We start from the raw sequence: 22,979 nt of genomic DNA on the forward strand, positions 1-22,979 counted from the left end.
ATGCAAAATTAGGTGTTTTAGTGATGTTTTATAAGGTTTTACGTTAGTAGCAATAAACAAGTGTTACATAAGGCTCTCGAATAACTGAGACTCATGTTTAAACGATTTCTTTCTTACACCTTTTCTTCTTTCATCTCCCTTGTCATCATCTTCTTTGTCGAAGTTATAGGACGGGATAGAGCGATTGAGAAGAATGATGTTAAGGTATGAGCGATTAAATACGACCTCTTCGTAACTCATACGGAAATATTTCATTACTCCTCCGACTGTTGCCCAAGGGGAGTCGTTTGCTTCGGCTCTGTCATCGGCTTTGTCTGGTGTAGGAAAATGATAGAGGTTAAGAAAAAATTTGCCGTATATGCTTTTGTTATATGCTCTATGACTTTCTGAAAATGTCCTACGGTAAGGCGTTTAAGGATGTATCTTCTAAATATCTTTCGCATCCATCTGTTTCGGAAGGCACAAACGATAAAGATTTCTTGCATAAGGGGAGCATTTTTATATTTAAGCAACATCTCAGCAATAGTGTTTATTCTAGCATTCACAGACAAGCCTTCGGAGTTTATGTCATTAACAAACTCCCCCATTTCAAAGATTTGCCCGAGAGTGATAGGTTTTAAACGTATAGGCAATAGACCAACAGACATCCAAGTAGATTTCTCCGTTAGTGCTGATGCAACTTTGCTCTTTTCTTCTGCTGTCATAGTTCTTTAATATTAATAAGGGTGGAGATTTGTAATGTGTTCTCCACCCTCGATTTGTGTATGTACTAACTGTTGATTAATTAGTTTGCGTTCACCTTCCAGCGATGACCACTGATAGGCTTGCCGTCTTGGTCTGCGTTCATCTGCTCACGGAACTCCAAATGGAAGTTAGGGAAGCCAGATTTGCCGATAGTACCAGCACGGGTGACGTTAATCTTCATCTTTGCCCACTGGAAAGTCTTTGCAGGGAAGTCGTCAAGCTTCTTTGTGATAATCTGGACGGCTTTGATGAGTTCGCTTGAATTAACAGGCGCATATACCCATCCGTCTGTATTGCCTTCGGTAGGCTTTGTGTACTGGAGAAGAGCAATATATGCCTCCTCTGAAAGGTCATAGGTATCCATAGTGAAACCACGGGTATCTACACCATTCTGTAGAGAAGCATAGATGTCGTCGCTATCCTCTACTTCAATGTCGTTGTCGCCGGCAGCAGAGTCATTGAAACTCAAACTGTCTTTAACAATGGCCTTGAAAGAGAAAGCATCCGCACCATCCCACGAAGTCGGGAAAGCACCATTTACTCCAGGATTTGCAAGCGTTACACCTGAAACGCCAAATACTGCTGTCTTTGCCATAATCGTCTATCTATTTAAGTTATTAAAAGTCACGTTTAACTGAATATTTACATAGTAAGTGCCATCATTGTCAAGGGTTGGGCGGCTATCAGAGAGAAATTCATAATAGGCTTTTGAGAGATACAATGCCTCTGGGTAGAATACATCTACTACGGCTTTCGTTATTACGGCAAGCCTCTTGGTAGGAATGTCATTGTTCTTTAGTTTGGGGACGTGAATATTTATATTTACTACCCCCTCGCCTACTGCGTCTTTGTGAACAAAAGGCAGATGATTGACCGCAATGTATTCTCCGCTGAACTTTTCGGGCTTCTCATACTTATATGCAGTCGGCGCCGTAGTATTGCTCAAATCAATAACAACCAACGCTTCATTAAGGTATCTTACAACCTCCGTAACTGCCATATCGCCTAACATCACGCTCATATCTAACTACCTTTTATCTCTTCTATGGTTTCCTCTAATACTTTCCTCATTTCATCTCTTAGGAAGTACTTCGTTAGGTGCAATACATTGTAGCCTTTCTGTTCAACGTGTACACCATACTCCATACCTGCTACTATGATAAGGGAATATCCGCTCGGTCTTACAACACCTTCTTCTGAGCAGAACTGCTCTAAGTTGTTAGCCACACCTTTATGCTCCTCTGGCGCATTATCAGGTTGCGGAATGTCGCCTACTTGTTGTGTTACCAACTCGCCATCATAGAAAAGAGCGAAAGAGATAGAGTTTTTCAGATTTGCCGTTCTATCCTTGTAACCCTTGTTGTGTTTTGCGTGAGAAACCGCTTCCTCGGCTAATTGTAGGAGTTTCATGTTAAGGACTCTCTTCATTGCTTCTTTACGCTCTAAGAGTTTCTGTTGCAATGCCCGTACACCCTCAACCTTAAATTCTGCCTTTATAGCCATATTTTGAGGTAGCGTTTTTTATAAGTAACAAACCCTCTCACTTCCATTTCTTTGTCAATAGTACCGTCGGCTTTAACTATCCTAACTCTATCCCCTTCTTTGGGAATATTGCCGTATATCGAAGCCTTTAACGGCAAGATAACGTAGTAATTATAGATGTACTCTTGTCCATCGTGAAGATGAATTTTTTGTGCCGAGGAGTTAAAGGAGATAAAGCACTTGGCAAAATCTATCCATTCCTCCGTAGGTTCGATAGGGTTATAATCTTCATCATAACCGCCACCGCTTACTTTCAGCACTTTCAGAGTATCTTCAAACGTCATATACTACCAACATTTAACTTCTGTAAGATTGTAGTTATCGTCCTCCGCATCGACAAGCGAAGGTGACAAACCAGCAGAAGCAGCAATAGAGGCGATGGCTTGATTGAGTTTCTGAGTGTCGTAAGTATTGCTAATTACGTCAATCTGTTCTCTTTGCAGCACTTTCATCCTCGCAAGGCAGTACATGGCAGCAAGTGCCACTGTCTGCTTCATTGATGCCGCAACATATTCATCATCAACACCTGCCTTAACACCAAAGTGGTCGGCACTATCAAGGAATATTTTCTCCAATCCGTTCTCGTCAAGCGAATACGGTAGGATTGTTGCTGCTATTGCTTCTCGGTTTGTCATACTTCTCTTATCTTTACACTAACTTACTTTGACAACATCCTACTTTGCAACCTCGTCGGTTTTGAGGATAAAGTAGTCGTTGATACCGTTGAATACGGGCTGAGCCCACATATCATAGTCGGTATGACGACCTGTGTTATCACGCCAGTAACCTACAAGGTTATCATCATAAGTAGAGTAAGTCTTGCCAGGCAGCGGATCAACCAACTCCAGCGGGTCTGAAATCTTCATCACAGCCACAGTCGGAGCGCACTGGAATACCACGCGGTTGTCAACTGTCATGTTGATGCTCGTTCCGTCTGCGAGAGCGACGAAGCGGTCCGGCTCAATGCTGATAGTCGGCAGAAGAACTGAGCGCAGATAGATATTCACCTGCTCTACAGAGAGCATAGGAACAGCCTGCTGAACAGTTACCTGTCCGAGGTTCAGACGGAATGTGCTCTTAATCTCGTCAGACTGACACATATTATAGAATGTATCTTCCGACATACGAACACGCTGGATGGTGCGACCTTTAGACTTTGCATACTTTACAACCTGACGGATGTCAGCAATAGGAGTAGCATCAGCATCGCCCCACGCTTTACTACCTTTCACGCACTGGAACTTCTTAACGTCAAGGTCAAACTTATAGCTTACGTTAGCCTTTACGTTGTTCTGACGGCTTACAGTCTGTGTGCCGTTGAACAAGCCCTCAAAATAGAGCATATCAAGACGCTTCTGAGGAGCGATGACAGCCTTTTCAAAAGGACGGAAAGCAAAGGTAATAAGTTTGTCATACTCGGCGCGATTCTGCTCCTCGGTGTAGTTAGGCCTACGGTTACGGAAACGACCTTCGAGGTAGTTCAACTGCTCGATATAGTCGTTATCCAGTTCCCATTGGTCGCCATAGTGACCGATAGAGCCGAGCAACTCACCAAAGTCGGGCATCTGGTGTACGGGTTTCTCTCCGTTCTTGGAGATTACCGAACCTGCCAGTGCAGCCTGATACTCTGCCAATGTTGCCTTATACTGCTTGGCTGCCTCATAATCAATCTGATTGATTTCATCCTTCCACAAAGCCTTGTAAGTGGAGGTTTTCATGTACTCTTGTACGAATGCGTCAAAAGCCTTAGGCTCCTGAATCTGCTTAAGAATTGAATTCATAGTCTATCCTCCTTTCCTTACTTAATTTTGAACTGATGAAGTGCGCCCAGACCAGCCTTGATGTCGTCGTTAACTGGATAAGGAAGAGTATTTTCCTCAATCTCAAAAGCCTGGAGAGTGGGCGTTACCTGTGGATAATCGTTATCCTGAAGGTCGGTGGTTTCATAAGCCAGACCGAGGATAATGCCTTTAGCGTTAGCGTCAGCGATAACAGCGCCTTGCTCTACTGCTGCTTCAAGTGTCGATACAGTAAGAGTAGATACGCCATCTTCGGTGCTGATAGCAGAGATTGTTGCTCCACCGATAACATCGCCAACAGCGATAAGGTCATTTGCTTCAATTTTCAAGGTAGTAGCGCCTGCTTCTGCGGCTTCATAGACCTTTGCGGTCTTTACTACCATAGCCATACCGTTCTCGGTATTGAAAGCGAGAACTGCGCCTTTCGGAAGCCAACGGAAACTTGCGGGCAGGTTAGAGATGTCGAGATCATAGCCACCTTGACGGCGGATACAATGCTCTTCCCACCACAGACCTTCCTTAATGCTTGCGGGCTTACCTTTGTGCATAAACATACCATTCTTTGATGCCATAGGAATAATCTTTTAATGTTAAACAATACAATCTTTTCTATGCTTGGGTCTTTGGAGCATTACGCTCTGAGAATCCTTGCATTGCCGTGACAAAATCATCTGCTTCCGCTTGGGGTGATGATGGTGATGGGGCTTCCACAAACTGACCAGACGAAACCATCTCCTGTTTGAAACTAGTAAAGTCTGATTCAATCTGTGTAGCCACAGCGTCAAGGTCTTCCTCTTTGTCAAGGCTATACTTACCACTGAACGACTTAGGTATGTTCTTTAACTTTTCGTGCCCCATCAGTAAGCCGTTAAGGCGTGCTTTCTCTTGCTGCGCCAAGAATGGTGCGGTAGCAGCCTTTACAGCGTCGTCAATAGCTTTCTGATTGTCAGCTTTTGACTGTTCTATCAACTTCTGTACTTGCTCAATAGTCAACTGACCTTCCGGTGTTGCTGGAGGAGTAGGTGGTACAGGAGGCTCTGCGGGCTTAGGGATATAATCCTTGTACTTGTTCTGAACTTCGGTCGCCTTGCGGTTACCGACTGATTGCATCATCTCGGCATAGAACTTCGCTCCTTCTACGGCGGTGTTCAATTCCTCGTCGGTTGACTCATCTTTGAGACCGCCAGCGATGTGTGTTGCCAATTTGTCGAGTTCCTCTGCCTTCAAGCCGAACTTTGCATAGTTTTGCTTAATGGCTGTAAGCGCTCTGTCTTTGATGTTCATATTACCTTAGTGTTAAGTGAATAAATATTTTTGTCAACGCAAAGGTAAAATATTATCTTCTTCCTACATATTTAATAATATTATGTGTGTAAACAAGTGCTATACATAATAAAAAAGCGCCACATTTCTATGCGACGCAATGAAACTGTTATCCTGTTTTCTTCTTACTTTATGTGGACGGCTCGTCTATGATTATCCTTACCGTACCATCTTCCTCTTCAACAACTTTAATACTTGTTGCTGCGGGGTAGAACAACCAATAGCGGGCAAGATATTTCTCTGCTACCACTACGTTATTCTCGTCAACATACAACTGGCGGTCACCGAGTTGCATCTTCTTGTAGTCGTTTAAATTAATTGTCTTTGCCATAATTACTTTAACTTAATATCTTTATAATCTTTTTCAAGTAAGCCTTTGCTTCTCCTGCCTTATGTCCTGTGAACATATCAGCAGAATCGGGGAGCTTATTTAAGATTTCCAAACCTTCCTTGTATGTGCTTACAGGGTGACCGAATTTGTACCCGGTGTAGTTAAAGAAGACATTTTCGCTAACACCAATGTTTGATTCTATTTGTGCTTTACTCATAGATGTTCCTTTATTGTAAGAAGTCTGTCCTCTTAATGCCATTGCCACAGGAGAAGATGGTAATACTCCTGCTGAATTAGCGGCACTCGATTGCGAACTGCCTACATATTTCGTTGTACCCGAACCTTTTGCCATAGTTGTTGATATTTATGTTACTTCTTCTTAAAGAAAGACGATGAGTTGGCTGTTATATGTTTCGCGCTTACAGAAGAGGAAGAACTGCTACTGCCACCTCCGAAGAACTTTTGAGGGTTAGACAACCTCTGCTTAGGGTTCTTGCTATATTCATTGATAGCATTCATAACCTTGTCTCTCAGAGTAGACATACCAGAAGTGGATATGGTTACTTCATGCACCTGCGACCACAAATCGCCAAATCCAACTTTCTGTATAGAGATTTCGGCTTTAGTATCTGATTGCCCGTTCATAAATACATTGTATGTACCTGTATCTGTTACCAGACGTCCTTCAAAGAAGCTATGCTCGGGATAACTTCCTTCTTTTGGTATTATCGAATGGGTAAATTGAATTCCACCGATATTCACCTTCTCACCGTTTTTAAAGGAATTGAAGTTAGATACAGGGTTGCTTGCTGTATTGGTGGTCCTGCTCGAAGCCGCAGAACCGCTTCCAACTGACTTTGTTGTTCCACTACCTTTTGCCATGTTCTTTTCTTTTTAAATGCAAATATACTGCGTTTATACTTTATTATATATAATTATACCTCTTCTTTGTAAACTAATGAGAGCGGGCGTTAAAACCCGCTCATTTAACTTTTATGCAACCACCTCTGCCGGCACGTCCTCGGGTGAGAAACTTATTACATTCTTCTTCGGGATTGAGACCCTTACGGTGACTTTTCTGCCGCTTATCGTCTTTCTTAACTGCTTGCGAGTATAGTCCATATACCTAACAGGGTCGCCGATAAGTTTTGCGCTCCACATATTCTCCACGGTGAGGTTGCCACTCCTGTCACGTCTGCCTCCCTGTCTTTCCCAAATCCTATCTACTTTCCATTCACCGACTTTGATGGTGTCATTGAGGATGTCGCCGTTCTTGGCGAAATGAAGGAATTGCTCAGAAAGAGTTACGGTATACTCCTCGCCCTTTTCCTCTTCTTCGGTCTGGAAGGAAATCTCTTCCCATCCATAATCGTCGCAATAGTAATACTTCCCGTCAATCTCTACGACATCGCTCATTGAGATAGAGTGTCCTGTGTAACCTTCAGGCTTTTCGTCTTGAAACTTCATGTAGAGTTGGTCGGGTTCTGAATACTCGCCTTGTGGTTCAAACTCTCCTTCATAAACGAGTTTGTAATCCTCTAACTTTGGCATGATGTTATGCTCTTTGACAAAACTAAGGCGCATAAACTTTGCGACGTGCCCTACTGGCAACTGATAAACTCTAAAATTCTTCATTGCTGTATCTCCTATTTATTTATTGTTAAACTAAATTCTTGCTTAAAACTGCCCAAAGAACAAAACTTTAAAATTAGCACTGGTTTCGATATAACGGTTCTGTGCTTTTGCTACATTCCAGGCATTCTTCATCTCCTCTGCGGTTGCATTTACTATCTTCTCCACTTTCGCAAACTTCATCTTCTCTCTGTCGAGACAAATTCTTGCTCCAACTGGCAGATTAACCTTTGCGGGCTTGTAACCAATGCCTCCTCCTTCTACCTGATAGATAATAAATAACTGCTTCATTGTTGTATCTCCTATTTTTAAGTGAATAATTATTATTTTCATTCCAAATTTAATAATTTATTCTCATAGATTAATAATTTCTCTAAGAAATCTATAAGAATTTAAAGGAATTTAAGATGATAAGAAGTGATTTTAAGACGTTTTAAGTAAAATTACCCGACAATTCCAAGTATCTCCGATGCGCTCATTCCGCTTCCGTAACCACCCAAAATCTTTTCAAGTACAACATAACGGATTGCGTCGATACCGTGGTTGAAAGCATCAATAGGCTCATTGAGCCACTTACCCTCTTTGTCTTGACGATAGGTGTAGTTACGGAACTCCTTAATAAGATTGCTTGAAGTCCTTGTTATACATATTTTATATTCCTTCATCTTCATAAGTCCGGCATTGATTGAACCTGCGTACTTATGAACGGCTTTAATGTCAAGTCCAGCGTTATAGATTTCGTCTACCATACGAGGGTCGGCACTCTCGGAAATGATTTCGGGCTCCCATTCTATCTCTTTTAACTCTCTGATAATGTCAGATGTGAGCATATGTGTTTGGTAACACAACTCATTAAGATAGATTGTGTCTTTCCAAAAACATACCTCTATAATTGCCGTGGGGTCTGCGGCATAACCTAAGTCCATACCACAGAAACGATGTCTTGTCGCCTCTCTTGGTATGCGGTCTACTATCTCTATATGCGGGAACACCAATCCTTCTACGACGGCACGCTGTCCAAGACCATACACCTGCCAAAGGCTATTATTCTTCCATTGTAGGCTCTCAATTTCGTCAATGACTTTCTGTTCAAGAAATGGATTATCCTTGTAGGTGGAAATCCAGAAATGAGTGCGCTTTTCAAGGTTTACCTGATTAATCCAATGTTCTTCGGAGAATGAAGGGTTGTAGTCAATGATAGAAAAGGCAGTTGTGCGCATCTGTAACTGCTGCCATTCAAGGAATGATATTTCGTTTGCTTCATTAACAAAGAGAATCTGACGCTTAGAACCACGAAGTTTCTGCTCGTCCTCGCAAGAAAAGAACTCTATCCATGAGCCATTACCAAAAGTATAGACAAACTCCGACTTATTCATCTGGCGGTCATTCCATAGACCCCAGTCTATCATAATCTCCTTGAAGTCACGGAATACCGACCTTTTTAGTGCAGGCATTGTCTTACGGACGATACTTACCGTAGTGCCTGGCACATCATAGCACATATGGATAAGCCACTGAACGTTGGAATAGGTCTTAGAGCTACGCGACGACCCCTGTAAAGAAGCCGTCGTATAACCTTTCCTGTAAGCTGCGTCAAGCCTTACATAGTTCTTAGTGACATATCCTTGTGGCATTGCTTGTTACTTTCCTTCCTTTTCCTCTGTGTTTGGTATTTCGTTCTCTATTTTTTCTAACTCTTCCTTGTTAGCAACAAAGATAAGTTTCATTGGCTCAGGCTGTAAATCCTTTCCGTTGGTGGTGATGTCGATATGCTGCTGGCTTCCATAGGCACGGTTTACAATCTTATCCACAACGTCAAGTCCTTTCTTAGAAAGAATACCTCTTGCGATGATACGTGTCATCATAGGCAGCTCTTTGTCGTTGAGAAGTTTCTTCAATTCTTCCTCGTTCAATGTGGCGATATAGAGATACATCTTTCCCATTTCCTCGTTGGAGGGAACGACAAGACCTGCATCCTCAAACTCCTTTATCATTGTGCGGATAGTGTTTCGTGGTCTGCCCTTCGGGTTCAGAACGTCACCTTTCTTTGCCATTCCTTTCTTAAGGTTGGCGAGCTGATTGCTCCTTTTCTTCGGGTCTCTGCTTAATCCTCCCATACTCCTAATACACTCCTATTAACATATAACTACATAAAACCGCTTAAAACGACATATTTTTCCGTAGATTGCAACAATCGTCCCTGTTCGGGTTTACCTTGCGCTGCCAGTAATCGTAGTGCTCGCTCACGTCTTCACAAACAGTCAGCTCTTTGAATCCTTTTATCAGGCTAAGATACTTTATCTTCAACTCCAGAGGCATATGAATATAGCCACTTTGATTGAAAGTATAGTCGGAGTAATCAATATTGAACCATTTGCGAATCCAAGTGTTCACGCGAAGAAACTCTACAAGTATCTTGTCGCATTGAACGTTGTTGATAATACCCATATCCAAGACGCCTTTCTCTATGAACTGAGGAATATAAGGGGAGAGCCGTAGTTGTACGTCAAACCCTGCTGATTGCAATTTCTCTATCGCTGCTATCCTTTTTGTCGGGGGAGTGGCTTTTTCATACAGCCGACAGAAAGAATCGTCAGTACAGGTTACCGTAATCTGTATATGAGCGAGGTCTTTTCTCATAAGTGCCATATAATCGTCATCCGCCACCATATCTGATTTGGTGACAATGAGATAACCTATATTCTGCTTATTCAACTCCTCTATGGTATGGAAAGTGGCTCTATGATGGCGTTCTAATGGCTGAAAGCAATCAGTCATACCTCCAAGACGGACAATATCGCCCTCTTTAAGGTTACGCCTGATGGTTCTGTGTACTTTCTGTATATTCACTACGGAAGGCTCAGAGGCATTCCATAGCTTGCGGAAATCAAGCAGGCTCTTAGCGTAACAGTACTTGCAATCATGCTGACAGCCACAGCCATAAGTATCAAGCCTTGTAGGGTAATGACACTTATTCCCTTCATTCCCTTTAACGGTTTTAAAAAATGATTGAAACTCTTTCATAACCTGTTATCTTGCGTTATCAACGTCTTCCCTTGCCATTGCCCTACATTGACTGAGTACACTTATATATTCGCCCAACTTCCCGTTAAATAGAAGCATCGCACACTCATTTATGAATGTCGGGTATTCCAACTCCTTATACTTTATCATTTCTTTGGTAGAGCAAGACAGTAGATACTCCATTATAAGCACCTTATGAGAGGCTGGAAGGATATTGTTCTCCAATTTCTTGCCAGTCACTCTCTCCAAGATACCTTTCGGGGTTGTCCGTCTATTCCTCTCTTTCATCGTCTGACTCTGGTGTGCTCTGAATAGCATTGTAGAACTTCTCAGAATCCGTAATAGTTATGAGTTTGTTGCAACCGATAACTTTACCATTCTCCATCTTGGGCTGTTCGCCTACGGTGTAAGGGATATTATTTGCTTTTAACTGCTTCTCTACTTCGGTAGCGATATTGCTTGCTAATGATGCGGAGAGGTTTTCGTTAAACATCTCTTTAAGGAGATTACTATCCATGTTTGCTTTCTTTCTTACCATAGTCTTATACTTCTGTTACGTTTCCTACTTGGTGCATAAACTCTTCTCTTACAATCGGGTCGTCACGGAAAGCGCCTTCAATGACCGTTGTTGTCATTATGCCTTTCTTTCTTGCACCGCGACTTTCTTTACACATATGACGACCCTTCATTACAAGAGCAATTCCGAGAGGCTCAGGTGCGCCGTCTTTCATCAGGGCTTCTTTGAGCATTGCCACGATGTCGTGAGAAAGACGCTCTTGTACTTGTAACTTTGCTGAACAGTAGTCTACCACACGTCCAATCTTGGAGATTCCGAGGATTCTTCCTTCTGGTGCTGGTATGTAAGCAAACCAGTACTTTCCGAAGAAGTCCTTCATATGATGCTCACACTGAGAATAGAAATCCCCTTGGTCGATAACCATATTGTCGTAAGTGATTCCGTCCGTTCCGTTAGGGAATGTAGTAATCTTCGGTGCTTTTGTTTGGTCGTAGCCACGATAGATTTCTTTGAACATCTTACTAATTCTGTGGGGTGTTCCCTTCAATCCTTCGCGGTCCGGATCTTCACCTATCTCTATAAGAAGCTGTCGTACCAACTTCTCTATAACCAAATCTTTTTCGCTTCTTTCCTTTTCCATAATCTTATCTTACTTTAAGTATTTTCTGTTGTTGAAGAGAAAGTTTCCATTTAGGATGGTTCTTAACCCACTCTACACATTTCTTAATGATATAATCGTTCATCTCCTTGTCGCCAGTGTCGCAAGGTTGGATATAGTACTCTTTGGCACTTATTCCAAAAGCGTCAGGCTCTTGGACGGCATCATAGACAACTTTTACTTCGTCAGCCTTTGTCAGCCACACGCTACCTCCGCTCACATATGCTTTCTTTGGCGATGCCGTAATCCAATTGATGTTTCTCGGAACTTCTCTTGTGGCATTGGTTTCCATTGCCACATAGTATCCGTTAGCGTGTAGCATATCAACAAAATCTTCCGTTACTTGCAACGTTGGCTCTCCGCCTGTAAGTACGACAAAATTGCATTGACTATACTCTAAGAGTTCTTTGAGTATGTCTTTTGCTTTCATCTTCTTGTAAGAAGCAAAGTCGGTATCACAGAAAGGGCATTTTAGATTACACCCTGAGAAACGAATAAAAATTGCTGCTCTTCCGGCCCATCTTCCTTCTCCTTGGAGAGAATAGAAGATTTCATTCACCATGTATTCCTTTTCTATCATATTCATATCTTAGAGAAGTTTATAGATGTCAAGATGAAAGTCGAGGTCGGTGGCAACGGCAATGTTACCCTCGCTCTCCTGCACCATTGCTTTGTAGCATTCGGGGATTTGCTGAGTGCACCATTTAGCGATATTCTCTGCCGTAGGGTTAAAGTCGAGGATTTCGTTAAGATTGCCGTGGTCTAAGCGTCCGTGAATCTTCTCTTTGATATGCTTAAAATCACATACCATTCCGTCCTTGTTCAACTCTTTTGCAGCACAATACAATGTAATTATCCAGTTGTGTCCGTGAAGGTTCTGACACTTACTTTCATAGGAGAGGTTGAGACGATGTGCGCCTGCTATCTCCATACGCTTCGATACGCAATAAATAAAGTTTTCCATAATTCTTCTTAATTAATTTTGTTATCTGAATCTTTCTTATTAATTTTGCCCTTTGAAAATGGGTATCGGTTGAAACGAAGGCATCTTACGTCCTTTACACGTATTTTCGAGGTAGGCGATGCCGCCTATGACCCTCTTTAAGCCAGCATAGGGGTGAAAGCCCCCTTTTTTTATTTGTCGAACTGATGCTCATAGACTTCGCCTTTAGAGTTTACAACTAACACAACTTTTGCCTTGAATTCCCATTTCGGTGTAATGCTCTGATAATGCTTCATGCCGTCTTCTATATCCTTTCTATGAAAGAGGTTGTGCCTGTCATATATGAGAGCGATTTCCGAATGCTTTTTGTTTGCGTGTACGATAGCATTCTTTACTGTCACCTTTGCTTCGTCCTTGATACTCTTAGGCGTTGTCTGCTCATATGTTATCTGACTGACCGTACCTTCTGAGAATTTGCCTTTTTGCATGTTAGTTGCGTATATCTCGTAGCCCGGTCCTTCGGGGGTCAATACGACGTTGAATCCAGCGTCAGAAAGAGCTTTCGCAGCTTCCATCTCCTCTATGTGGTATTCGTGGCCTGTCATATAGGCTACATAAGCACCACTTACGGCAGAGATTGACGAATTGGATGGGTCATACTGACCTGTCGCCATACGAGCGTTGAAATCCGCAAGGTTAGCAGCCTTTCCTGCCGCAGAGGGCTGAACTATCCGAGTGCTACCGAATGCCTTTGCCATACCTCAGTTACTCCTCGTACTCTGTCGGGTCGTCGATACCTGCATCCCTTAGAGCCTCTTTGCGCTCTACACAAGTGCCACATTTTCCGCAATGTTTCTCTCCACCTTTGTAGCAAGACCATGTTTCGGCATAATTGAGCCCGATTGCTTTGCCTCTCTTGGCGATGTCTGTCTTTGATATATTAGTATAGGGAGCGAAGATTTCAACGCCCTCATACGTGCCTTTTTTCATTGCATCGGACATTGCATCGACGAACTCCTTTCGGCAGTCGGGGTAGATTGCGTGGTCACCCGAATGGTTTGCTATCATTACTCGGTGCAGATTGTTTGATTCTGCTAACCCGCAGGCAATAGCAAGCATAATGCCGTTACGGAAAGGAACAACTGTTGACTTCATATTCTCGTCGGCATAATGCCCCTCGGGAATAGCGTCCGCACCTTCAAGGAGAGAGGATTTGAAGTATTGGTGCATAAACTCCAGAGGAATGATAAGGTGCTTGATACCTAATCTTTCGCAGTGCAGTTTTGCAAAACCAATCTCTTTCTCCGCATGGTTGCTACCGTAGTTAAAAGTAACCGCCATAGCGATTTCGTCTTTAAATTCGTTCAGGAGAGTTATTGAATCCATACCTCCAGAAACAACAATCAGAGCGTCTTTCATTTTCTTTTACTCATTACGGAATACTGCTGCCATACGCTGTGTTGCAAGCGCTTGATACTTCTCATCGCCTACATAGTTAGCGAAAGGATAGATAGAGATACCACCTCTTGGGTTGAAGATGCCGATTACCTCCAGATACTTCGGCTCCATCAGCTTAACAAGGTCTTTCATAATCATATTGACACAATCCTCATGGAAATCTCCGTGATTACGGAATGAGAAGAGATAGAGTTTGAGTGACTTACTCTCAACCATCTTCTCACGGGGAATGTAGTTGATGATAATCTTTGCGAAGTCGGGCTGATGTGTCTTAGGGCACAGGCTTGTAAACTCAGGACAGTTGAACGTCACCACATAGTCATTGTCGGGGTGCTTGTTGATGAACGTCTCCAGTACCTCGGGTGCATAGTCTGTTGGGTACTTCGTGTGCTGATTGCCTAACAGGGAAACATTTCCTAATTCGTTTTCTTTTCTACTCATAATCTTCTATATATTTAAATGGTTGGTAAATTCTTTATTGCGTAATCTTGATAGAGTCGCCATTGCTGCAAGTTATACTTTTCGATGATAGCACCATTAGCTTTGTGGCCTGCGGGACGAGTAACCATCTTCATCACCTTTTTCTCTTTGTCAAAGACACACATAGAGCCGTAACGTTTTCCCATAGACCATGTGCTGCTATCCACACTGTCGAAATGGAACTTTGGCAGTAGGGAGGTCTTTGTGAAGCCCAACCCGTGTATTTTACAATTATGCTGATGGGCGAGTTTAATCATCTTTGGCGCATACTTTTCTGTTACCTTAGTTGATAATCCTTCGGTAAGAAAGAATCCAAGACAGATACGGGGGTAATCTTTGCAATCTCGCACGAAACTCTCCGTGCCCCTTATAGTATGCCATACAGGGATAGACTGCCAACCTACGAGGTTTTCCAGTTTGTCACGGATGCGACGAGTCTGCTCTACTCCTTCTATCTGGTCCACGTCTAACTCTACATAGTCCTTTATCTTATAGTCACGAATGAATGCAGCATAGTTTCTTATATACTCGTCCATGTTGACATACTTACCCGAATTAATAAAGGTAAAGATTCCGCTATCAAGTAGAAAGTTGCGCATATTCGGAATCTCCGCAACGAGTTTCGGCAGGCTCTGACAATAGTAGTAAGACGAAAGCACATCGGCACCTCGCAGACAGTCATACGGCTGTATCAATGATGTTATGGCGAGATATACTATCATCTTACTTCTTTATTGTGCATCCTTCCCACTCTTCAAGCGTCACTTTCAGTGCCTCTTTGATGTCATCTACCTTGTCGCCCATTTCGTTAGGAACTTCGATAGTGATTGTGATAGGCTTCTCTTTCTGCGTTGCTTCGTGCTCCTCATACAATCCCGACAGGTCCATATCTTCCTCGTCCGAGGTAAGGAACGAAACATCCATACCCCAATCCTCTAAGTCCGAAACATCCCAATCGTCGTTGGCAAGTGCATCCCAATCGGTGTTACCGAAAGCAATGTTATCCTTGATGACAAACTCTTTCAGTTTCTCTACGGGCGTTTCTTTCTTGAAGATATAGCAAGGGAACTCGGTTATGCCGACCTCACGACCTGCAAGGAAACGCATATTGCCGCCGATGATAATGTAGTGTCCGTTATCAAGCGGATAGACCTTCAAGGGGTTGGCTTCAAGGAACTCGGGCGATTGCTCCAGAGAAAGTTTGAGTTTAGCAAACCTCTCGTCCTTGATATAACGAGGGTTCTTTGGAAGGCCTTCAAGCTGTCCGTCATTTTGTTCGATTAAGGATGCGGAAAGGACGTGAGTATAGTCCAATTTCTGCGCTTCTGCGATGTCGTTTTTCTTTGCCATATCTTTGCTGTTTTATTCAATTTTATGCAAAGATACGGGTATTATATATAGTTTTACGGATTTTAAGGTGTTAGCGTGTAAACAAATAGGGTTTGCAAGGCTTTAAACTTGTTTATTGTCATCTACCACACTTCTGTCTGCGCTTTTTTCTTTTTCTCTACCTTTGCAAGAAAATAGAATATGGCAAAAGGAAGTGGAAATACAAGAAGTAGTAATGCTTCTTTATTGAAAGTAAGTCGTAGTACGGCAGGAACGGTGAAATCTGTTACTGTGTATTCTAAGAACTATGCCTTCATGCAAAATGGCAGATTGGCGAATTCTGCTACAAAGCGATTGGAAAAGATTATTGAAGAAAAGAAAGAAAATGGCTTTAGTAAAGATACAGCTCCTTTTAAGTTTGGAACATTATCTCCTGTATTAGCAGAAAAGTTTGAAGATATGACAGGAATTCATATAGTAAATAGAGACGCTTACATAGGACAGAAGTCAATGTTTCATCACCGAACAGGAGATAAAGAAGAAAAGGGGAAAGTTGTTCCTTTAAGTGAGATAGCAAAGATGCCGAAGAAGATAGGAGGTATGGATATCTATGAACATACTGGCGCTATCATTTTCACAGATTATAAAAATATGTTTGTTCTAAAACCAAACGATAGAGTAACATTAGCAAATGGAAAGACTATCGTAACCAATCATGTAAGTAGTTCCGTTGTTACAGATAAGAAGATGTTTGGTATTGAACATGGTTACAAAAGAATAAAAATATAAAGATAGTGTGACGAGGGAATCGGACCCTTCCTTCCGCAGAACGTCTGGTTTGTTCCACATATACCAGCATCTATCACACTATCTTTCTGGGTGCAAATTTAATAATATTTTATCAAAGAATATTAGTTTCAATGTTAGAATTATATTTTTTTAAATTGTTTTAAGACGATATACCGCGATATTAAGACGCATTAAGACAATTATTCAGAATGTCCATCTTCTATAATTACCTGTGGTTCAGATACTTGTGCCGTTAAACACTCTACTTCATGCCACTTCTCCAGAGGGTAATAATCCGATGTAACGATGGCATTTTTAGCATCTACATCTACCCAAGAGCCTTCTGGGGTACGACTATCTATCATCCAATCAAATCTCTTGTCATGGGCAAAGACATAGAATGCTTCTTCTTTTGTCGAGGCTGCAACCAGAATGAGCCCTCCGCTATAACTGCCCTGTCTTTTACATGCAAATACTTTCATACTACTTTCTTTAATTTGTTACGTTTCTTTATCTCTTTCATATTTCTCTGTACCAGTTCCACTATCTGCTTATGATAAGGAGTTTCCTTGTTTTGCACGCCTCGGCTCTGAACCACTTTGTAATTAGTCAGATTCACCTCTACTGTTTCCACTCTCTTGCCGTCAATCTTAGCAGAAAGGATAAGGGAGTTGGGCTTATCATAGTAACCGCCGACACAGTGGCACATATGAGCCCCTTCCTCTGCGATACCCATCGCCGTAGGGATAGCTTGTATGACAATGTTATCACATTGTAGTATCATATCAAGGAACTGTTTGCGCTGTTCTCGGAAGATAGGTTCGTAGGCTTCAATCTTCTCTTTCTCTCTTTCAAGGAAACGTTTCAGGTTTACTTTTGTCGTCCAGTGCAAATGTGCTTCCGAAAGGTATTCGGGGCAGATATAGTGCGGATTTCTTGTGTCTAATCCGAGATAATCCAAATCATTTATCATATCTATCCAATCCGACACCTCTTTTTTATCTTCCCAATGATAGCCGTGACGGAGAGCGACACGAATAGAGTTCCAGATAGTCTCCGTTAGCTTTTCTTCATGGTAGGCGAAATACCTAAAGAGTAAGTGCTGATGAACTTTAAGGAGTGTTTCCATTCGGTTATTCTTTAACAAAGCGAGCGCGAATTTATAAGGACTTACGCCGTGCGTAGTGGTTTTCATTCCTCGCTGTTTCAATGCAGGCAGTAATGAACGAACCTTTGCTCTACTCCATCCTATCCTATCCATACCTCCGAGATAAGAGTATCTATAGTGTGCTTCTCTACGGAACCAATCTTTGATAGTCATTTCAGAATCTCTCTTCCATCTATCAACGCCCATAAAACGCATCTTCGCCATTGCAATAATGCACTCTTCATTGAGCCATACCTGCGCAAACTCAAATAGCGTTCTCGGACGTTTGTAGTAATAGCGAATAACCTGCCACTCTTTGCAACGTTCCATTATAAGGTAATAGCATAGGCCTTTCCTTTGATAGATACGCTTATAATCTTTATCTATCCATTCAATATCTTTTGGACGTATTTCTTTGAGGGTAGCGGATAATTCTACTACTCTACGTTCTTCTGCGTTTCTTGGTTTCATAACTCTACTGAAATAAATCCATCTGTAATGCCGGTTCTTTTGCCTCTTGCTTTGGCTCTGCGCCCGTTTCTTTTGTATCGGGTATAAGTGTAGGCGAGGTTGGTTTCTTCGCTTGTGCTGCCTTTTTGCGACGTTCTTCGTCTTTCTTCTTCATTTCGGCTATCACATCGTCTTGATATTTCTTGATAGCCTCCTGACGCATCTTCTGTTTTTCTTCCTCGCTGAACGTCGTTGCCGCTGCCGACACCAACTTTACGTTGTCGAATCTGTCACCGTCCACCTTGATGTCAGTGTCGACGTAGTACTGTACTGCGAGGGCGAAGATTTCATCGTCCGACGGTATGACTACCGCCGCACCGCCCTTCTTTTGTTCTTCTGTGACCTTCTCCAGCATCTTCGCCTGAATGTAAAGGACACATTCGTCGAGATTCTTCTTAGGGTTGCCGTAGATTTCCATAAAACCCTCGTCCTTGTAGGCTTTCGCCGTAAGGTACATACTGATTGCTTGTCTTATTTCCATAACTTATAGTTCATTTAGTTGTCGTTCCATTTCTTCCTTTAATGCGTCCATCGCTGCTTTGATGGCATTCGGGTTCCCAATACCCGATTTCTCTCCGTTAGTCCAGATAAGATGTATTTCTACACATCTGCGATTGTCTAAATCATTCTTTACTCTCAATAATGCTTCTTTCTTGCTCATTGTTCTTTAGTTTTTAATTGTTCGTACTGTTCATTGGTAAACCACCACCATTTGTTGTTATAGCCTTCACAAAGCCAATCGCCTTCTCTTGCCGACACACTCTTCCCGTCGTCCATTATGAAGCCGTAAGTGTCGTAGAATGCAGCACCAAAGATATCTTTCCTTATTGCTGCCACACAAGGCAATCGAAAGATACCTTCTATTGACTTGCTTATCTGAATACATTGCTTAAATCTTATTTCTTTCATATTATATCTATTACGATTTTTTTTATTCTCCCAAGACCTAACTCTTCAAGACACTCTGCTGTTTCATTGACACGTTCTAATGTAGGGAACTCCGTTGCTTCTTTTACACTCCAATTTCCTTTTTCGCAAAAAAAAGCAATATTAAATTTCTCTATCTTCATAGTTGTTTATCTTTCAATTAATGGTAATATTCCGTGATTCTTTAACCCGTTATAGAGGAATAGACGACCTTTCTGCGTCCACTCTGTATTCATCTTAACGTCTTTCTTTCCGTTTGTGCGTGTTATCTCCACAGGCTTAGAGTGAACATATCCCTGTGATATAAACGGCGCATAGAGAATCCATTGACCGTTTACTTTGTGTTGCACCTTTAATTCTTGTAGGGTCTTATTGAGGGCAACCGCCGACATTCCGTAATCTTGCGCAATCTGGGTGATAGTTACCGTTTCTTTGGAGGCAAGTATCGTATCGTAGTAACTAAGTTTAGGCTGTAAGGATTCAATCTCAGCAGATAGAGCAAGTACTTGCTTCTCGGCTTCGTCAGCCCGCCGTGCCTCAATCATCTTCTGCTCATACTGCTCTGCCCATGCCCTTGCAGCCTCTGCCGGGTTGGAGAAATCGGGCAAAGCAGGTGTCTGTGAATTTGCTACTCTATGGAATACCGCACGATAAACTTCAAATACAGGACGCACTTTTCGAGCGATAAAATACTCCAAGCAAGAAGTTGTAAGGTAATAATCCATCTTATTCTGCCCTCCTTTCTTCGCTTTGGCATCTTCCAAAGCGATAGGAACTGCTTTGTAATCAATGCCCTCTTCAAATTTCTTCTTCAATGCACCAACGGCATCACCTTTCTGTCCATACACCAGAGGCCATACCTCGTCAAGATTGACAGGAAACTCCTCACTACTCTTACTTAGTTGTAGTACTCCTTCGAAATACCTCCGAATATCGCTTTCGGTACTTCCTTTGGTTAAAATAATCTGATTCTCATTCATTGTTGTACGTTTTATGTTAGACTTCGTATTCTTCTAAAATAAAGAGTAAGGCGACATTACTGCCGCCCTACTCTCTTGCGGCTCCGTGGCTCGCGTTTGCTTCTACTAACAGATTTTCTGTCTTCCGATTGGATAATGATTATCCATTGTTGTATCTCCTATCTTTAAATTCACTCCAAATTTAAATAGAAGAGTTCATCGAAAAAACTTAATTGTGAAAATCTGTTAATTTTTTATATTTCTTTAATTAACATACCTTAACATTTAAGATTTATTTGGATTCGATTGCTTTATTCTTGGTAAAATCCTCTAACTGCTTGTCAAAGTGTGTCATCTTTTCAAGGTCTTTGATAGAAAATTCGTCGTTAAAGAACGCTATTCCTTCATGAATTTTCTTCAATGCTTCTAGTTTTTTCTTTGTCGTTACCACTGGGTTTACATAGATACATCCGTGCTCTTGTGCAAACCGCCGACAAGATGCGCCACCTCCATAGATAACAAAGAGTGGTTCTTCTCCTTTTGCCCAGTTTTTTGCTATTTCATATTCATATTCAAGGTTCTCCAATCTCTCCGAGTATCCGCGAGTGCAAAATGACTTCCATCCCATCGGAACACCGAGCATATTCAACTTATAGAACTTTTGAGCAACGTTCAAATCTACGAAAATACGAATACCTCGTTCTTGCATTGCACGGGCTATCCATCGTTTTTTATAAATACGTTGCAATCCGAAACTTATAGGCATATCGTCAAAGAGGGAATAGTTTGGCTCTACTATATTACGTGGATTGGCTCGGAGTATCTGCTCTGGGTGGTCGTAAAGCGCCGTATAACGGTAATCATCCGTATAGAAGTGCATAGAGCCAAGACCTAAGAGGTTAGTAGTTCTTTTTTGCTCTCCCCAGCAAAGGAATGGTATTGACAACTCTTCTGCTTGCATATCAAGCCGTAGGTTTGGTATCTCGGCATCATTGTCCGATGGGAATAAGGTGTCGGGAATCACCTGTTCTAATTCTTTATACTTCTCCATTTTCTATCTGTAGTTTAATATCTTCTTTTACCTTATTATATATATCCACAGTCATAGAATCTCTTGAACGCAAGAACCCGAGATATTTTCTCTGCTGATTGAGCACATTGCCTCTTGTCCGATGTATCATTTTTGCTAATCGCCGGGCGTGTACTCCGTTCTCCCAGGCAATGACGCAGCAAACACCCCTAAGAGTATTCATTAATGTACTCTTAGGTGCAGACAGCAGATGAAAATACGTTATCTTACCTGCCTTACAAACCGCATTAATGATAATATCGGCTCGACGAAACTGTTCACTTGGGCTGTATTCCATGAGCAACACTGTAGTTTGCTCACAAAATTAATAATATATTATCTTAATTCATAATTTACTATTATTTTATTATTAATATTTAACCAAATTGGTTAAAAAATAATAATATATTAATAGTTCTTAACTTTCTCTTTTAAACTCACCTTTCTCTAAAATATAATCAATAACACGACGGCTATCTTCATCTATCTTCTTTTGACGATATTGGATATAGACTTGCGTTACGGGTTCTCCGTGTGAGTGCGAAAGACCTGCACTAACGTATGCTATATCTATGCCTATTTCGATAGCAAGTGACGACCAAGTATGTCGCCCCCAATAAGCGGAGATTGGTTCAGTAATATTTGCTTTAATAGCAGCGTTGCGAATAGACATACGCATTTTATTTCCAAACCTCTTATGATACTCTTCGGATGGTCTATGCCCGTCAAAAAATCTCAGTAGATGCTCTTTACCTTTGTATTTTTGAATAATCTCCATTATCTCGGGCTCTACCTTTATCTCTATATGCTTACCAGTTTTATCTCTGTTATACTCTATACGTCCGTTTCTTAAATCACTTAGCATAAGTTCTGAAAGGTCTTTCATATTTATACCTCTCATATAGGTTATTAGAAGAAGAATGTCTATGTAAGTACGTTGTATCTTAGTAGCCTTGCAATTTATCAGCGCCCTTAATTGTTCTACAAGCAAGGAACGTTTCTTCGTTGTATCTCTCTTAATAGCTATTCTTGGGAACGGGGTTGTCACGTCACCGTTATCATAAGCAAAGTTGTAGATTGCTTTTAGTTTTATGATATATCCTATTATAGTGTTGTTCTTTAACCCTTCTTCTTTTAACTTCTTTCTAAACTCTTCAAGCATCTTCTTAGTAAAGTCTTGCAAGAGAAAAGAATCATAGTCATAGTGTCTTGAAAGGGCTTTCAAGGCATTGTTATAAGTGTCTATTGTGTCTTTGTTTGTCTTTTCTTTTAAACAGTATTCCGCTTGATAGGAAAGAAATTGCTTCTTCTCTAAGTTAGACCTATCCATAGACAAATACTCTATAAGTTTCTTATTATCGAACTGACGGAGTAGTCCTTTTAATTGCAAATCCCTTATAGTTTGTTCAGCTTGTGACAGCCTTCCTCTTATATACATATTCAATGCCACCCTTTCTTTTACGTTCTTTACATAGTTCTGGTTTCGACCTGTCGCATCCCAGTCCTCTTCTTTTATCTCAATGCCTAATGGTATATAGAGTGTCTTTCCGTTGCGAGAGATAGACAATTTTACGCTATATTTCCCGTTTGATAACCGATAACGTTTATCAAGTTTTACTGAGATTTTCATTATTGTTTACTGAAAGGAATTTGCAAGTTTTATTCCATTTAACGCAATATCTTTCCATTTATTGCCTTCTTGTGCCCGATATTGTCTTTTATACTCTAAAAGTCGGAAATATTGTTAAATAAAGCATATTATAGAGTTAAGACAGAAGAAATTGCACAAAATTTTTGC

37 protein-coding genes are annotated in these 22,979 nt (G+C 41.5%); 1 reads left to right on the plus strand and 36 read right to left on the minus strand.

All coding sequences use genetic code 11. The annotated features are described in order from the left end of the window. Nucleotides 1-254: 254 nt before the first annotated feature. From BLU47_RS12135 to BLU47_RS12265, 27 genes are all read right to left on the minus strand, one after another. Entirely contained in the window at nt 255-704 is a 450-nt protein-coding gene (locus BLU47_RS12135) for a hypothetical protein (RefSeq protein WP_091963135.1), read from the minus strand. A gap of 80 nt (nt 705-784) precedes the next feature. Further along, on the minus strand, nt 785-1,339 hold the full coding sequence (locus BLU47_RS12140) for a hypothetical protein (protein WP_091963138.1): 555 nt from the start codon (nt 1,337-1,339) through the stop codon (nt 785-787). Nucleotides 1,340-1,345: 6 nt separating this feature from the next. Beyond that, entirely contained in the window at nt 1,346-1,765 is a 420-nt protein-coding gene (locus tag BLU47_RS12145; RefSeq protein ID WP_091963141.1) for a hypothetical protein, read from the minus strand. A gap of 2 nt (nt 1,766-1,767) precedes the next feature. Next, complete coding sequence (locus tag BLU47_RS12150; protein WP_143025564.1) at nt 1,768-2,172, minus strand: hypothetical protein; 405 nt, start codon at nt 2,170-2,172, stop codon at nt 1,768-1,770. A 65-nt stretch (nt 2,173-2,237) separates the two neighbouring features. After that, complete coding sequence (locus BLU47_RS12155) at nt 2,238-2,570, minus strand: hypothetical protein (protein WP_091963148.1); 333 nt, start codon at nt 2,568-2,570, stop codon at nt 2,238-2,240. Between the two features lie 3 nt (nt 2,571-2,573). Then, nucleotides 2,574-2,921 (minus strand): hypothetical protein, encoded by a 348-nt coding sequence (locus BLU47_RS12160; RefSeq protein ID WP_091963151.1) that lies wholly within the window; start codon nt 2,919-2,921, stop codon nt 2,574-2,576. 39 nt (nt 2,922-2,960) lie between these two features. Continuing rightward, the gene (locus BLU47_RS12165; protein WP_091963155.1) at nt 2,961-4,067 is read right to left on the minus strand and encodes a major capsid protein; all 1,107 of its coding nucleotides are present in this window, start codon (nt 4,065-4,067) and stop codon (nt 2,961-2,963) included. 17 nt (nt 4,068-4,084) lie between these two features. After that, on the minus strand, nt 4,085-4,657 hold the full coding sequence (locus tag BLU47_RS12170; RefSeq protein ID WP_091963158.1) for a hypothetical protein: 573 nt from the start codon (nt 4,655-4,657) through the stop codon (nt 4,085-4,087). 37 nt (nt 4,658-4,694) lie between these two features. Next, a complete protein-coding gene (locus BLU47_RS12175) occupies nt 4,695-5,369 on the minus strand; it encodes a hypothetical protein (protein WP_091963161.1) in 675 nt (224 codons plus the stop codon). A 169-nt stretch (nt 5,370-5,538) separates the two neighbouring features. After that, nucleotides 5,539-5,739, minus strand: coding sequence for a hypothetical protein (locus BLU47_RS12180; RefSeq protein WP_091963164.1), 201 nt, complete (start codon nt 5,737-5,739; stop codon nt 5,539-5,541). Nucleotides 5,740-5,746: 7 nt separating this feature from the next. Further along, nucleotides 5,747-6,091 (minus strand): hypothetical protein, encoded by a 345-nt coding sequence (locus BLU47_RS12185; protein ID WP_143025565.1) that lies wholly within the window; start codon nt 6,089-6,091, stop codon nt 5,747-5,749. A 17-nt stretch (nt 6,092-6,108) separates the two neighbouring features. Further along, nucleotides 6,109-6,621, minus strand: coding sequence for a hypothetical protein (locus BLU47_RS12190; protein ID WP_091963169.1), 513 nt, complete (start codon nt 6,619-6,621; stop codon nt 6,109-6,111). Nucleotides 6,622-6,732: 111 nt separating this feature from the next. Beyond that, entirely contained in the window at nt 6,733-7,374 is a 642-nt protein-coding gene (locus BLU47_RS12195; RefSeq protein WP_091963172.1) for a YodL domain-containing protein, read from the minus strand. Between the two features lie 42 nt (nt 7,375-7,416). Continuing rightward, nucleotides 7,417-7,662, minus strand: a complete 246-nt coding sequence (locus tag BLU47_RS12200) for a hypothetical protein (RefSeq protein ID WP_143025566.1) — start codon at nt 7,660-7,662, stop codon at nt 7,417-7,419. A gap of 152 nt (nt 7,663-7,814) precedes the next feature. Beyond that, entirely contained in the window at nt 7,815-9,005 is a 1,191-nt protein-coding gene (locus tag BLU47_RS12205) for a PBSX family phage terminase large subunit (RefSeq protein ID WP_091963178.1), read from the minus strand. A gap of 6 nt (nt 9,006-9,011) precedes the next feature. Beyond that, the gene (locus BLU47_RS12210; RefSeq protein WP_176780581.1) at nt 9,012-9,425 is read right to left on the minus strand and encodes a hypothetical protein; all 414 of its coding nucleotides are present in this window, start codon (nt 9,423-9,425) and stop codon (nt 9,012-9,014) included. Between the two features lie 106 nt (nt 9,426-9,531). After that, nucleotides 9,532-10,266, minus strand: a complete 735-nt coding sequence (locus BLU47_RS12215) for a radical SAM family protein (protein ID WP_369796983.1) — start codon at nt 10,264-10,266, stop codon at nt 9,532-9,534. Then, nucleotides 10,221-10,355, minus strand: coding sequence for a hypothetical protein (locus BLU47_RS15200; protein WP_255402188.1), 135 nt, complete (start codon nt 10,353-10,355; stop codon nt 10,221-10,223). The genes BLU47_RS12215 and BLU47_RS15200 overlap by 46 nt, the downstream gene beginning before the upstream one ends. A 311-nt stretch (nt 10,356-10,666) precedes the next feature. Further along, nucleotides 10,667-10,912 (minus strand): hypothetical protein, encoded by a 246-nt coding sequence (locus BLU47_RS12225; protein WP_143025567.1) that lies wholly within the window; start codon nt 10,910-10,912, stop codon nt 10,667-10,669. Between the two features lie 25 nt (nt 10,913-10,937). Continuing rightward, nucleotides 10,938-11,525, minus strand: a complete 588-nt coding sequence (folE, locus tag BLU47_RS12230) for a GTP cyclohydrolase I (protein WP_255402189.1) — start codon at nt 11,523-11,525, stop codon at nt 10,938-10,940. 31 nt (nt 11,526-11,556) lie between these two features. Next, on the minus strand, nt 11,557-12,156 hold the full coding sequence (locus BLU47_RS12235) for a 7-carboxy-7-deazaguanine synthase QueE (protein WP_091963199.1): 600 nt from the start codon (nt 12,154-12,156) through the stop codon (nt 11,557-11,559). Between the two features lie 3 nt (nt 12,157-12,159). Then, nucleotides 12,160-12,522, minus strand: a complete 363-nt coding sequence (locus BLU47_RS12240) for a 6-pyruvoyl trahydropterin synthase family protein (protein WP_091963251.1) — start codon at nt 12,520-12,522, stop codon at nt 12,160-12,162. Between the two features lie 182 nt (nt 12,523-12,704). Beyond that, entirely contained in the window at nt 12,705-13,271 is a 567-nt protein-coding gene (locus BLU47_RS12245; protein WP_091963202.1) for a hypothetical protein, read from the minus strand. A 7-nt stretch (nt 13,272-13,278) separates the two neighbouring features. Further along, nucleotides 13,279-13,932, minus strand: a complete 654-nt coding sequence (gene queC, locus BLU47_RS12250; RefSeq protein ID WP_091963204.1) for a 7-cyano-7-deazaguanine synthase QueC — start codon at nt 13,930-13,932, stop codon at nt 13,279-13,281. 6 nt (nt 13,933-13,938) lie between these two features. Beyond that, on the minus strand, nt 13,939-14,412 hold the full coding sequence (gene queF, locus BLU47_RS12255; RefSeq protein ID WP_091963206.1) for a preQ(1) synthase: 474 nt from the start codon (nt 14,410-14,412) through the stop codon (nt 13,939-13,941). 14 nt (nt 14,413-14,426) lie between these two features. Beyond that, on the minus strand, nt 14,427-15,173 hold the full coding sequence (locus BLU47_RS12260; RefSeq protein ID WP_091963209.1) for a hypothetical protein: 747 nt from the start codon (nt 15,171-15,173) through the stop codon (nt 14,427-14,429). A 1-nt stretch (nt 15,174) separates the two neighbouring features. Beyond that, nucleotides 15,175-15,801 (minus strand): ParB N-terminal domain-containing protein, encoded by a 627-nt coding sequence (locus BLU47_RS12265; RefSeq protein WP_091963211.1) that lies wholly within the window; start codon nt 15,799-15,801, stop codon nt 15,175-15,177. A gap of 180 nt (nt 15,802-15,981) precedes the next feature. Between BLU47_RS12265 and BLU47_RS12270 the strand changes: the two genes are divergently transcribed. Beyond that, complete coding sequence (locus BLU47_RS12270) at nt 15,982-16,569, plus strand: hypothetical protein (protein WP_091963214.1); 588 nt, start codon at nt 15,982-15,984, stop codon at nt 16,567-16,569. 200 nt (nt 16,570-16,769) lie between these two features. On the opposite strand, the gene BLU47_RS12275 is transcribed toward BLU47_RS12270, so the two are convergent. From BLU47_RS12275 to BLU47_RS12310, 9 genes are all read right to left on the minus strand, one after another. After that, entirely contained in the window at nt 16,770-17,051 is a 282-nt protein-coding gene (locus BLU47_RS12275; RefSeq protein WP_091963217.1) for a hypothetical protein, read from the minus strand. Continuing rightward, nucleotides 17,048-18,187 carry a PcfJ domain-containing protein gene (locus BLU47_RS12280; protein WP_091963220.1) on the minus strand — a complete coding sequence of 380 codons (1,140 nt, stop codon included), beginning with the start codon at nt 18,185-18,187 and terminating at the stop codon, nt 17,048-17,050. The genes BLU47_RS12275 and BLU47_RS12280 overlap by 4 nt, the downstream gene beginning before the upstream one ends. 4 nt (nt 18,188-18,191) lie before the next feature. Beyond that, nucleotides 18,192-18,707: a Cas9 inhibitor AcrIIA9 family protein gene (locus BLU47_RS12285; RefSeq protein WP_091963223.1), complete on the minus strand. Its 516-nt coding sequence runs from the start codon at nt 18,705-18,707 to the stop codon at nt 18,192-18,194. A gap of 3 nt (nt 18,708-18,710) precedes the next feature. Then, complete coding sequence (locus BLU47_RS14870; protein WP_176780582.1) at nt 18,711-18,887, minus strand: hypothetical protein; 177 nt, start codon at nt 18,885-18,887, stop codon at nt 18,711-18,713. After that, nucleotides 18,884-19,135 (minus strand): hypothetical protein, encoded by a 252-nt coding sequence (locus tag BLU47_RS12290; protein WP_091963226.1) that lies wholly within the window; start codon nt 19,133-19,135, stop codon nt 18,884-18,886. The genes BLU47_RS14870 and BLU47_RS12290 overlap by 4 nt, the downstream gene beginning before the upstream one ends. Further along, nucleotides 19,132-19,296: a hypothetical protein gene (locus BLU47_RS14875; protein WP_176780583.1), complete on the minus strand. Its 165-nt coding sequence runs from the start codon at nt 19,294-19,296 to the stop codon at nt 19,132-19,134. The genes BLU47_RS12290 and BLU47_RS14875 overlap by 4 nt, the downstream gene beginning before the upstream one ends. 6 nt (nt 19,297-19,302) lie before the next feature. Beyond that, complete coding sequence (locus tag BLU47_RS12295) at nt 19,303-20,133, minus strand: phage antirepressor KilAC domain-containing protein (RefSeq protein ID WP_091963229.1); 831 nt, start codon at nt 20,131-20,133, stop codon at nt 19,303-19,305. Between the two features lie 271 nt (nt 20,134-20,404). Further along, entirely contained in the window at nt 20,405-21,163 is a 759-nt protein-coding gene (locus tag BLU47_RS12300) for a DUF4417 domain-containing protein (RefSeq protein ID WP_091963233.1), read from the minus strand. Between the two features lie 436 nt (nt 21,164-21,599). Then, on the minus strand, nt 21,600-22,811 hold the full coding sequence (locus BLU47_RS12310; protein WP_091963239.1) for a phage integrase SAM-like domain-containing protein: 1,212 nt from the start codon (nt 22,809-22,811) through the stop codon (nt 21,600-21,602). Between the last annotated feature and the right edge of the window lie 168 nt (nt 22,812-22,979).

This window comes from Prevotella sp. tc2-28, from assembly GCF_900107705.1.
Lineage (GTDB): Bacteria > Bacteroidota > Bacteroidia > Bacteroidales > Bacteroidaceae > Prevotella.

What these genes read in the sequence shown, in the direction of transcription:
- BLU47_RS12140 (WP_091963138.1), bottom strand. Translation starts at nt 1,339, where the DNA reads ATGGCAAAGACAGCAGTATTTGGCGTTTCAGGTGTAACGCTTGCAAAT.
- BLU47_RS12150 (WP_143025564.1), bottom strand. Translation starts at nt 2,172, where the DNA reads ATGAAGAGAGTCCTTAACATGAAACTCCTACAATTAGCCGAGGAAGCG.
- BLU47_RS12310 (WP_091963239.1), bottom strand. Translation starts at nt 22,811, where the DNA reads ATGAAAATCTCAGTAAAACTTGATAAACGTTATCGGTTATCAAACGGG.
- BLU47_RS12190 (WP_091963169.1), bottom strand. Translation starts at nt 6,621, where the DNA reads ATGGCAAAAGGTAGTGGAACAACAAAGTCAGTTGGAAGCGGTTCTGCG.
- queF (WP_091963206.1), bottom strand. Translation starts at nt 14,412, where the DNA reads ATGAGTAGAAAAGAAAACGAATTAGGAAATGTTTCCCTGTTAGGCAAT.
- BLU47_RS12280 (WP_091963220.1), bottom strand. Translation starts at nt 18,187, where the DNA reads ATGAAACCAAGAAACGCAGAAGAACGTAGAGTAGTAGAATTATCCGCT.
- BLU47_RS12165 (WP_091963155.1), bottom strand. Translation starts at nt 4,067, where the DNA reads ATGAATTCAATTCTTAAGCAGATTCAGGAGCCTAAGGCTTTTGACGCA.
- BLU47_RS12290 (WP_091963226.1), bottom strand. Translation starts at nt 19,135, where the DNA reads ATGAAAGAAATAAGATTTAAGCAATGTATTCAGATAAGCAAGTCAATA.
- BLU47_RS14870 (WP_176780582.1), bottom strand. Translation starts at nt 18,887, where the DNA reads ATGAGCAAGAAAGAAGCATTATTGAGAGTAAAGAATGATTTAGACAAT.
- BLU47_RS12275 (WP_091963217.1), bottom strand. Translation starts at nt 17,051, where the DNA reads ATGAAAGTATTTGCATGTAAAAGACAGGGCAGTTATAGCGGAGGGCTC.
- BLU47_RS12160 (WP_091963151.1), bottom strand. Translation starts at nt 2,921, where the DNA reads ATGACAAACCGAGAAGCAATAGCAGCAACAATCCTACCGTATTCGCTT.
- BLU47_RS12225 (WP_143025567.1), bottom strand. Translation starts at nt 10,912, where the DNA reads ATGGATAGTAATCTCCTTAAAGAGATGTTTAACGAAAACCTCTCCGCA.
- BLU47_RS12185 (WP_143025565.1), bottom strand. Translation starts at nt 6,091, where the DNA reads ATGGCAAAAGGTTCGGGTACAACGAAATATGTAGGCAGTTCGCAATCG.
- BLU47_RS12260 (WP_091963209.1), bottom strand. Translation starts at nt 15,173, where the DNA reads ATGATAGTATATCTCGCCATAACATCATTGATACAGCCGTATGACTGT.
- BLU47_RS12135 (WP_091963135.1), bottom strand. Translation starts at nt 704, where the DNA reads ATGACAGCAGAAGAAAAGAGCAAAGTTGCATCAGCACTAACGGAGAAA.
- BLU47_RS12295 (WP_091963229.1), bottom strand. Translation starts at nt 20,133, where the DNA reads ATGAATGAGAATCAGATTATTTTAACCAAAGGAAGTACCGAAAGCGAT.
- BLU47_RS15200 (WP_255402188.1), bottom strand. Translation starts at nt 10,355, where the DNA reads ATGAAGGGAATAAGTGTCATTACCCTACAAGGCTTGATACTTATGGCT.
- BLU47_RS12145 (WP_091963141.1), bottom strand. Translation starts at nt 1,765, where the DNA reads ATGAGCGTGATGTTAGGCGATATGGCAGTTACGGAGGTTGTAAGATAC.
- BLU47_RS12195 (WP_091963172.1), bottom strand. Translation starts at nt 7,374, where the DNA reads ATGAAGAATTTTAGAGTTTATCAGTTGCCAGTAGGGCACGTCGCAAAG.
- BLU47_RS12200 (WP_143025566.1), bottom strand. Translation starts at nt 7,662, where the DNA reads ATGAAGCAGTTATTTATTATCTATCAGGTAGAAGGAGGAGGCATTGGT.
- BLU47_RS12170 (WP_091963158.1), bottom strand. Translation starts at nt 4,657, where the DNA reads ATGGCATCAAAGAATGGTATGTTTATGCACAAAGGTAAGCCCGCAAGC.
- BLU47_RS12155 (WP_091963148.1), bottom strand. Translation starts at nt 2,570, where the DNA reads ATGACGTTTGAAGATACTCTGAAAGTGCTGAAAGTAAGCGGTGGCGGT.
- BLU47_RS12180 (WP_091963164.1), bottom strand. Translation starts at nt 5,739, where the DNA reads ATGGCAAAGACAATTAATTTAAACGACTACAAGAAGATGCAACTCGGT.
- BLU47_RS12235 (WP_091963199.1), bottom strand. Translation starts at nt 12,156, where the DNA reads ATGAATATGATAGAAAAGGAATACATGGTGAATGAAATCTTCTATTCT.
- BLU47_RS12265 (WP_091963211.1), bottom strand. Translation starts at nt 15,801, where the DNA reads ATGGCAAAGAAAAACGACATCGCAGAAGCGCAGAAATTGGACTATACT.
- queC (WP_091963204.1), bottom strand. Translation starts at nt 13,932, where the DNA reads ATGAAAGACGCTCTGATTGTTGTTTCTGGAGGTATGGATTCAATAACT.
- BLU47_RS12285 (WP_091963223.1), bottom strand. Translation starts at nt 18,707, where the DNA reads ATGGAAATAAGACAAGCAATCAGTATGTACCTTACGGCGAAAGCCTAC.
- BLU47_RS12245 (WP_091963202.1), bottom strand. Translation starts at nt 13,271, where the DNA reads ATGGCAAAGGCATTCGGTAGCACTCGGATAGTTCAGCCCTCTGCGGCA.
- BLU47_RS12210 (WP_176780581.1), bottom strand. Translation starts at nt 9,425, where the DNA reads ATGGCAAAGAAAGGTGACGTTCTGAACCCGAAGGGCAGACCACGAAAC.
- BLU47_RS14875 (WP_176780583.1), bottom strand. Translation starts at nt 19,296, where the DNA reads ATGAAGATAGAGAAATTTAATATTGCTTTTTTTTGCGAAAAAGGAAAT.
- BLU47_RS12175 (WP_091963161.1), bottom strand. Translation starts at nt 5,369, where the DNA reads ATGAACATCAAAGACAGAGCGCTTACAGCCATTAAGCAAAACTATGCA.
- BLU47_RS12300 (WP_091963233.1), bottom strand. Translation starts at nt 21,163, where the DNA reads ATGGAGAAGTATAAAGAATTAGAACAGGTGATTCCCGACACCTTATTC.
- BLU47_RS12205 (WP_091963178.1), bottom strand. Translation starts at nt 9,005, where the DNA reads ATGCCACAAGGATATGTCACTAAGAACTATGTAAGGCTTGACGCAGCT.
- BLU47_RS12270 (WP_091963214.1), top strand. Translation starts at nt 15,982, where the DNA reads ATGGCAAAAGGAAGTGGAAATACAAGAAGTAGTAATGCTTCTTTATTG.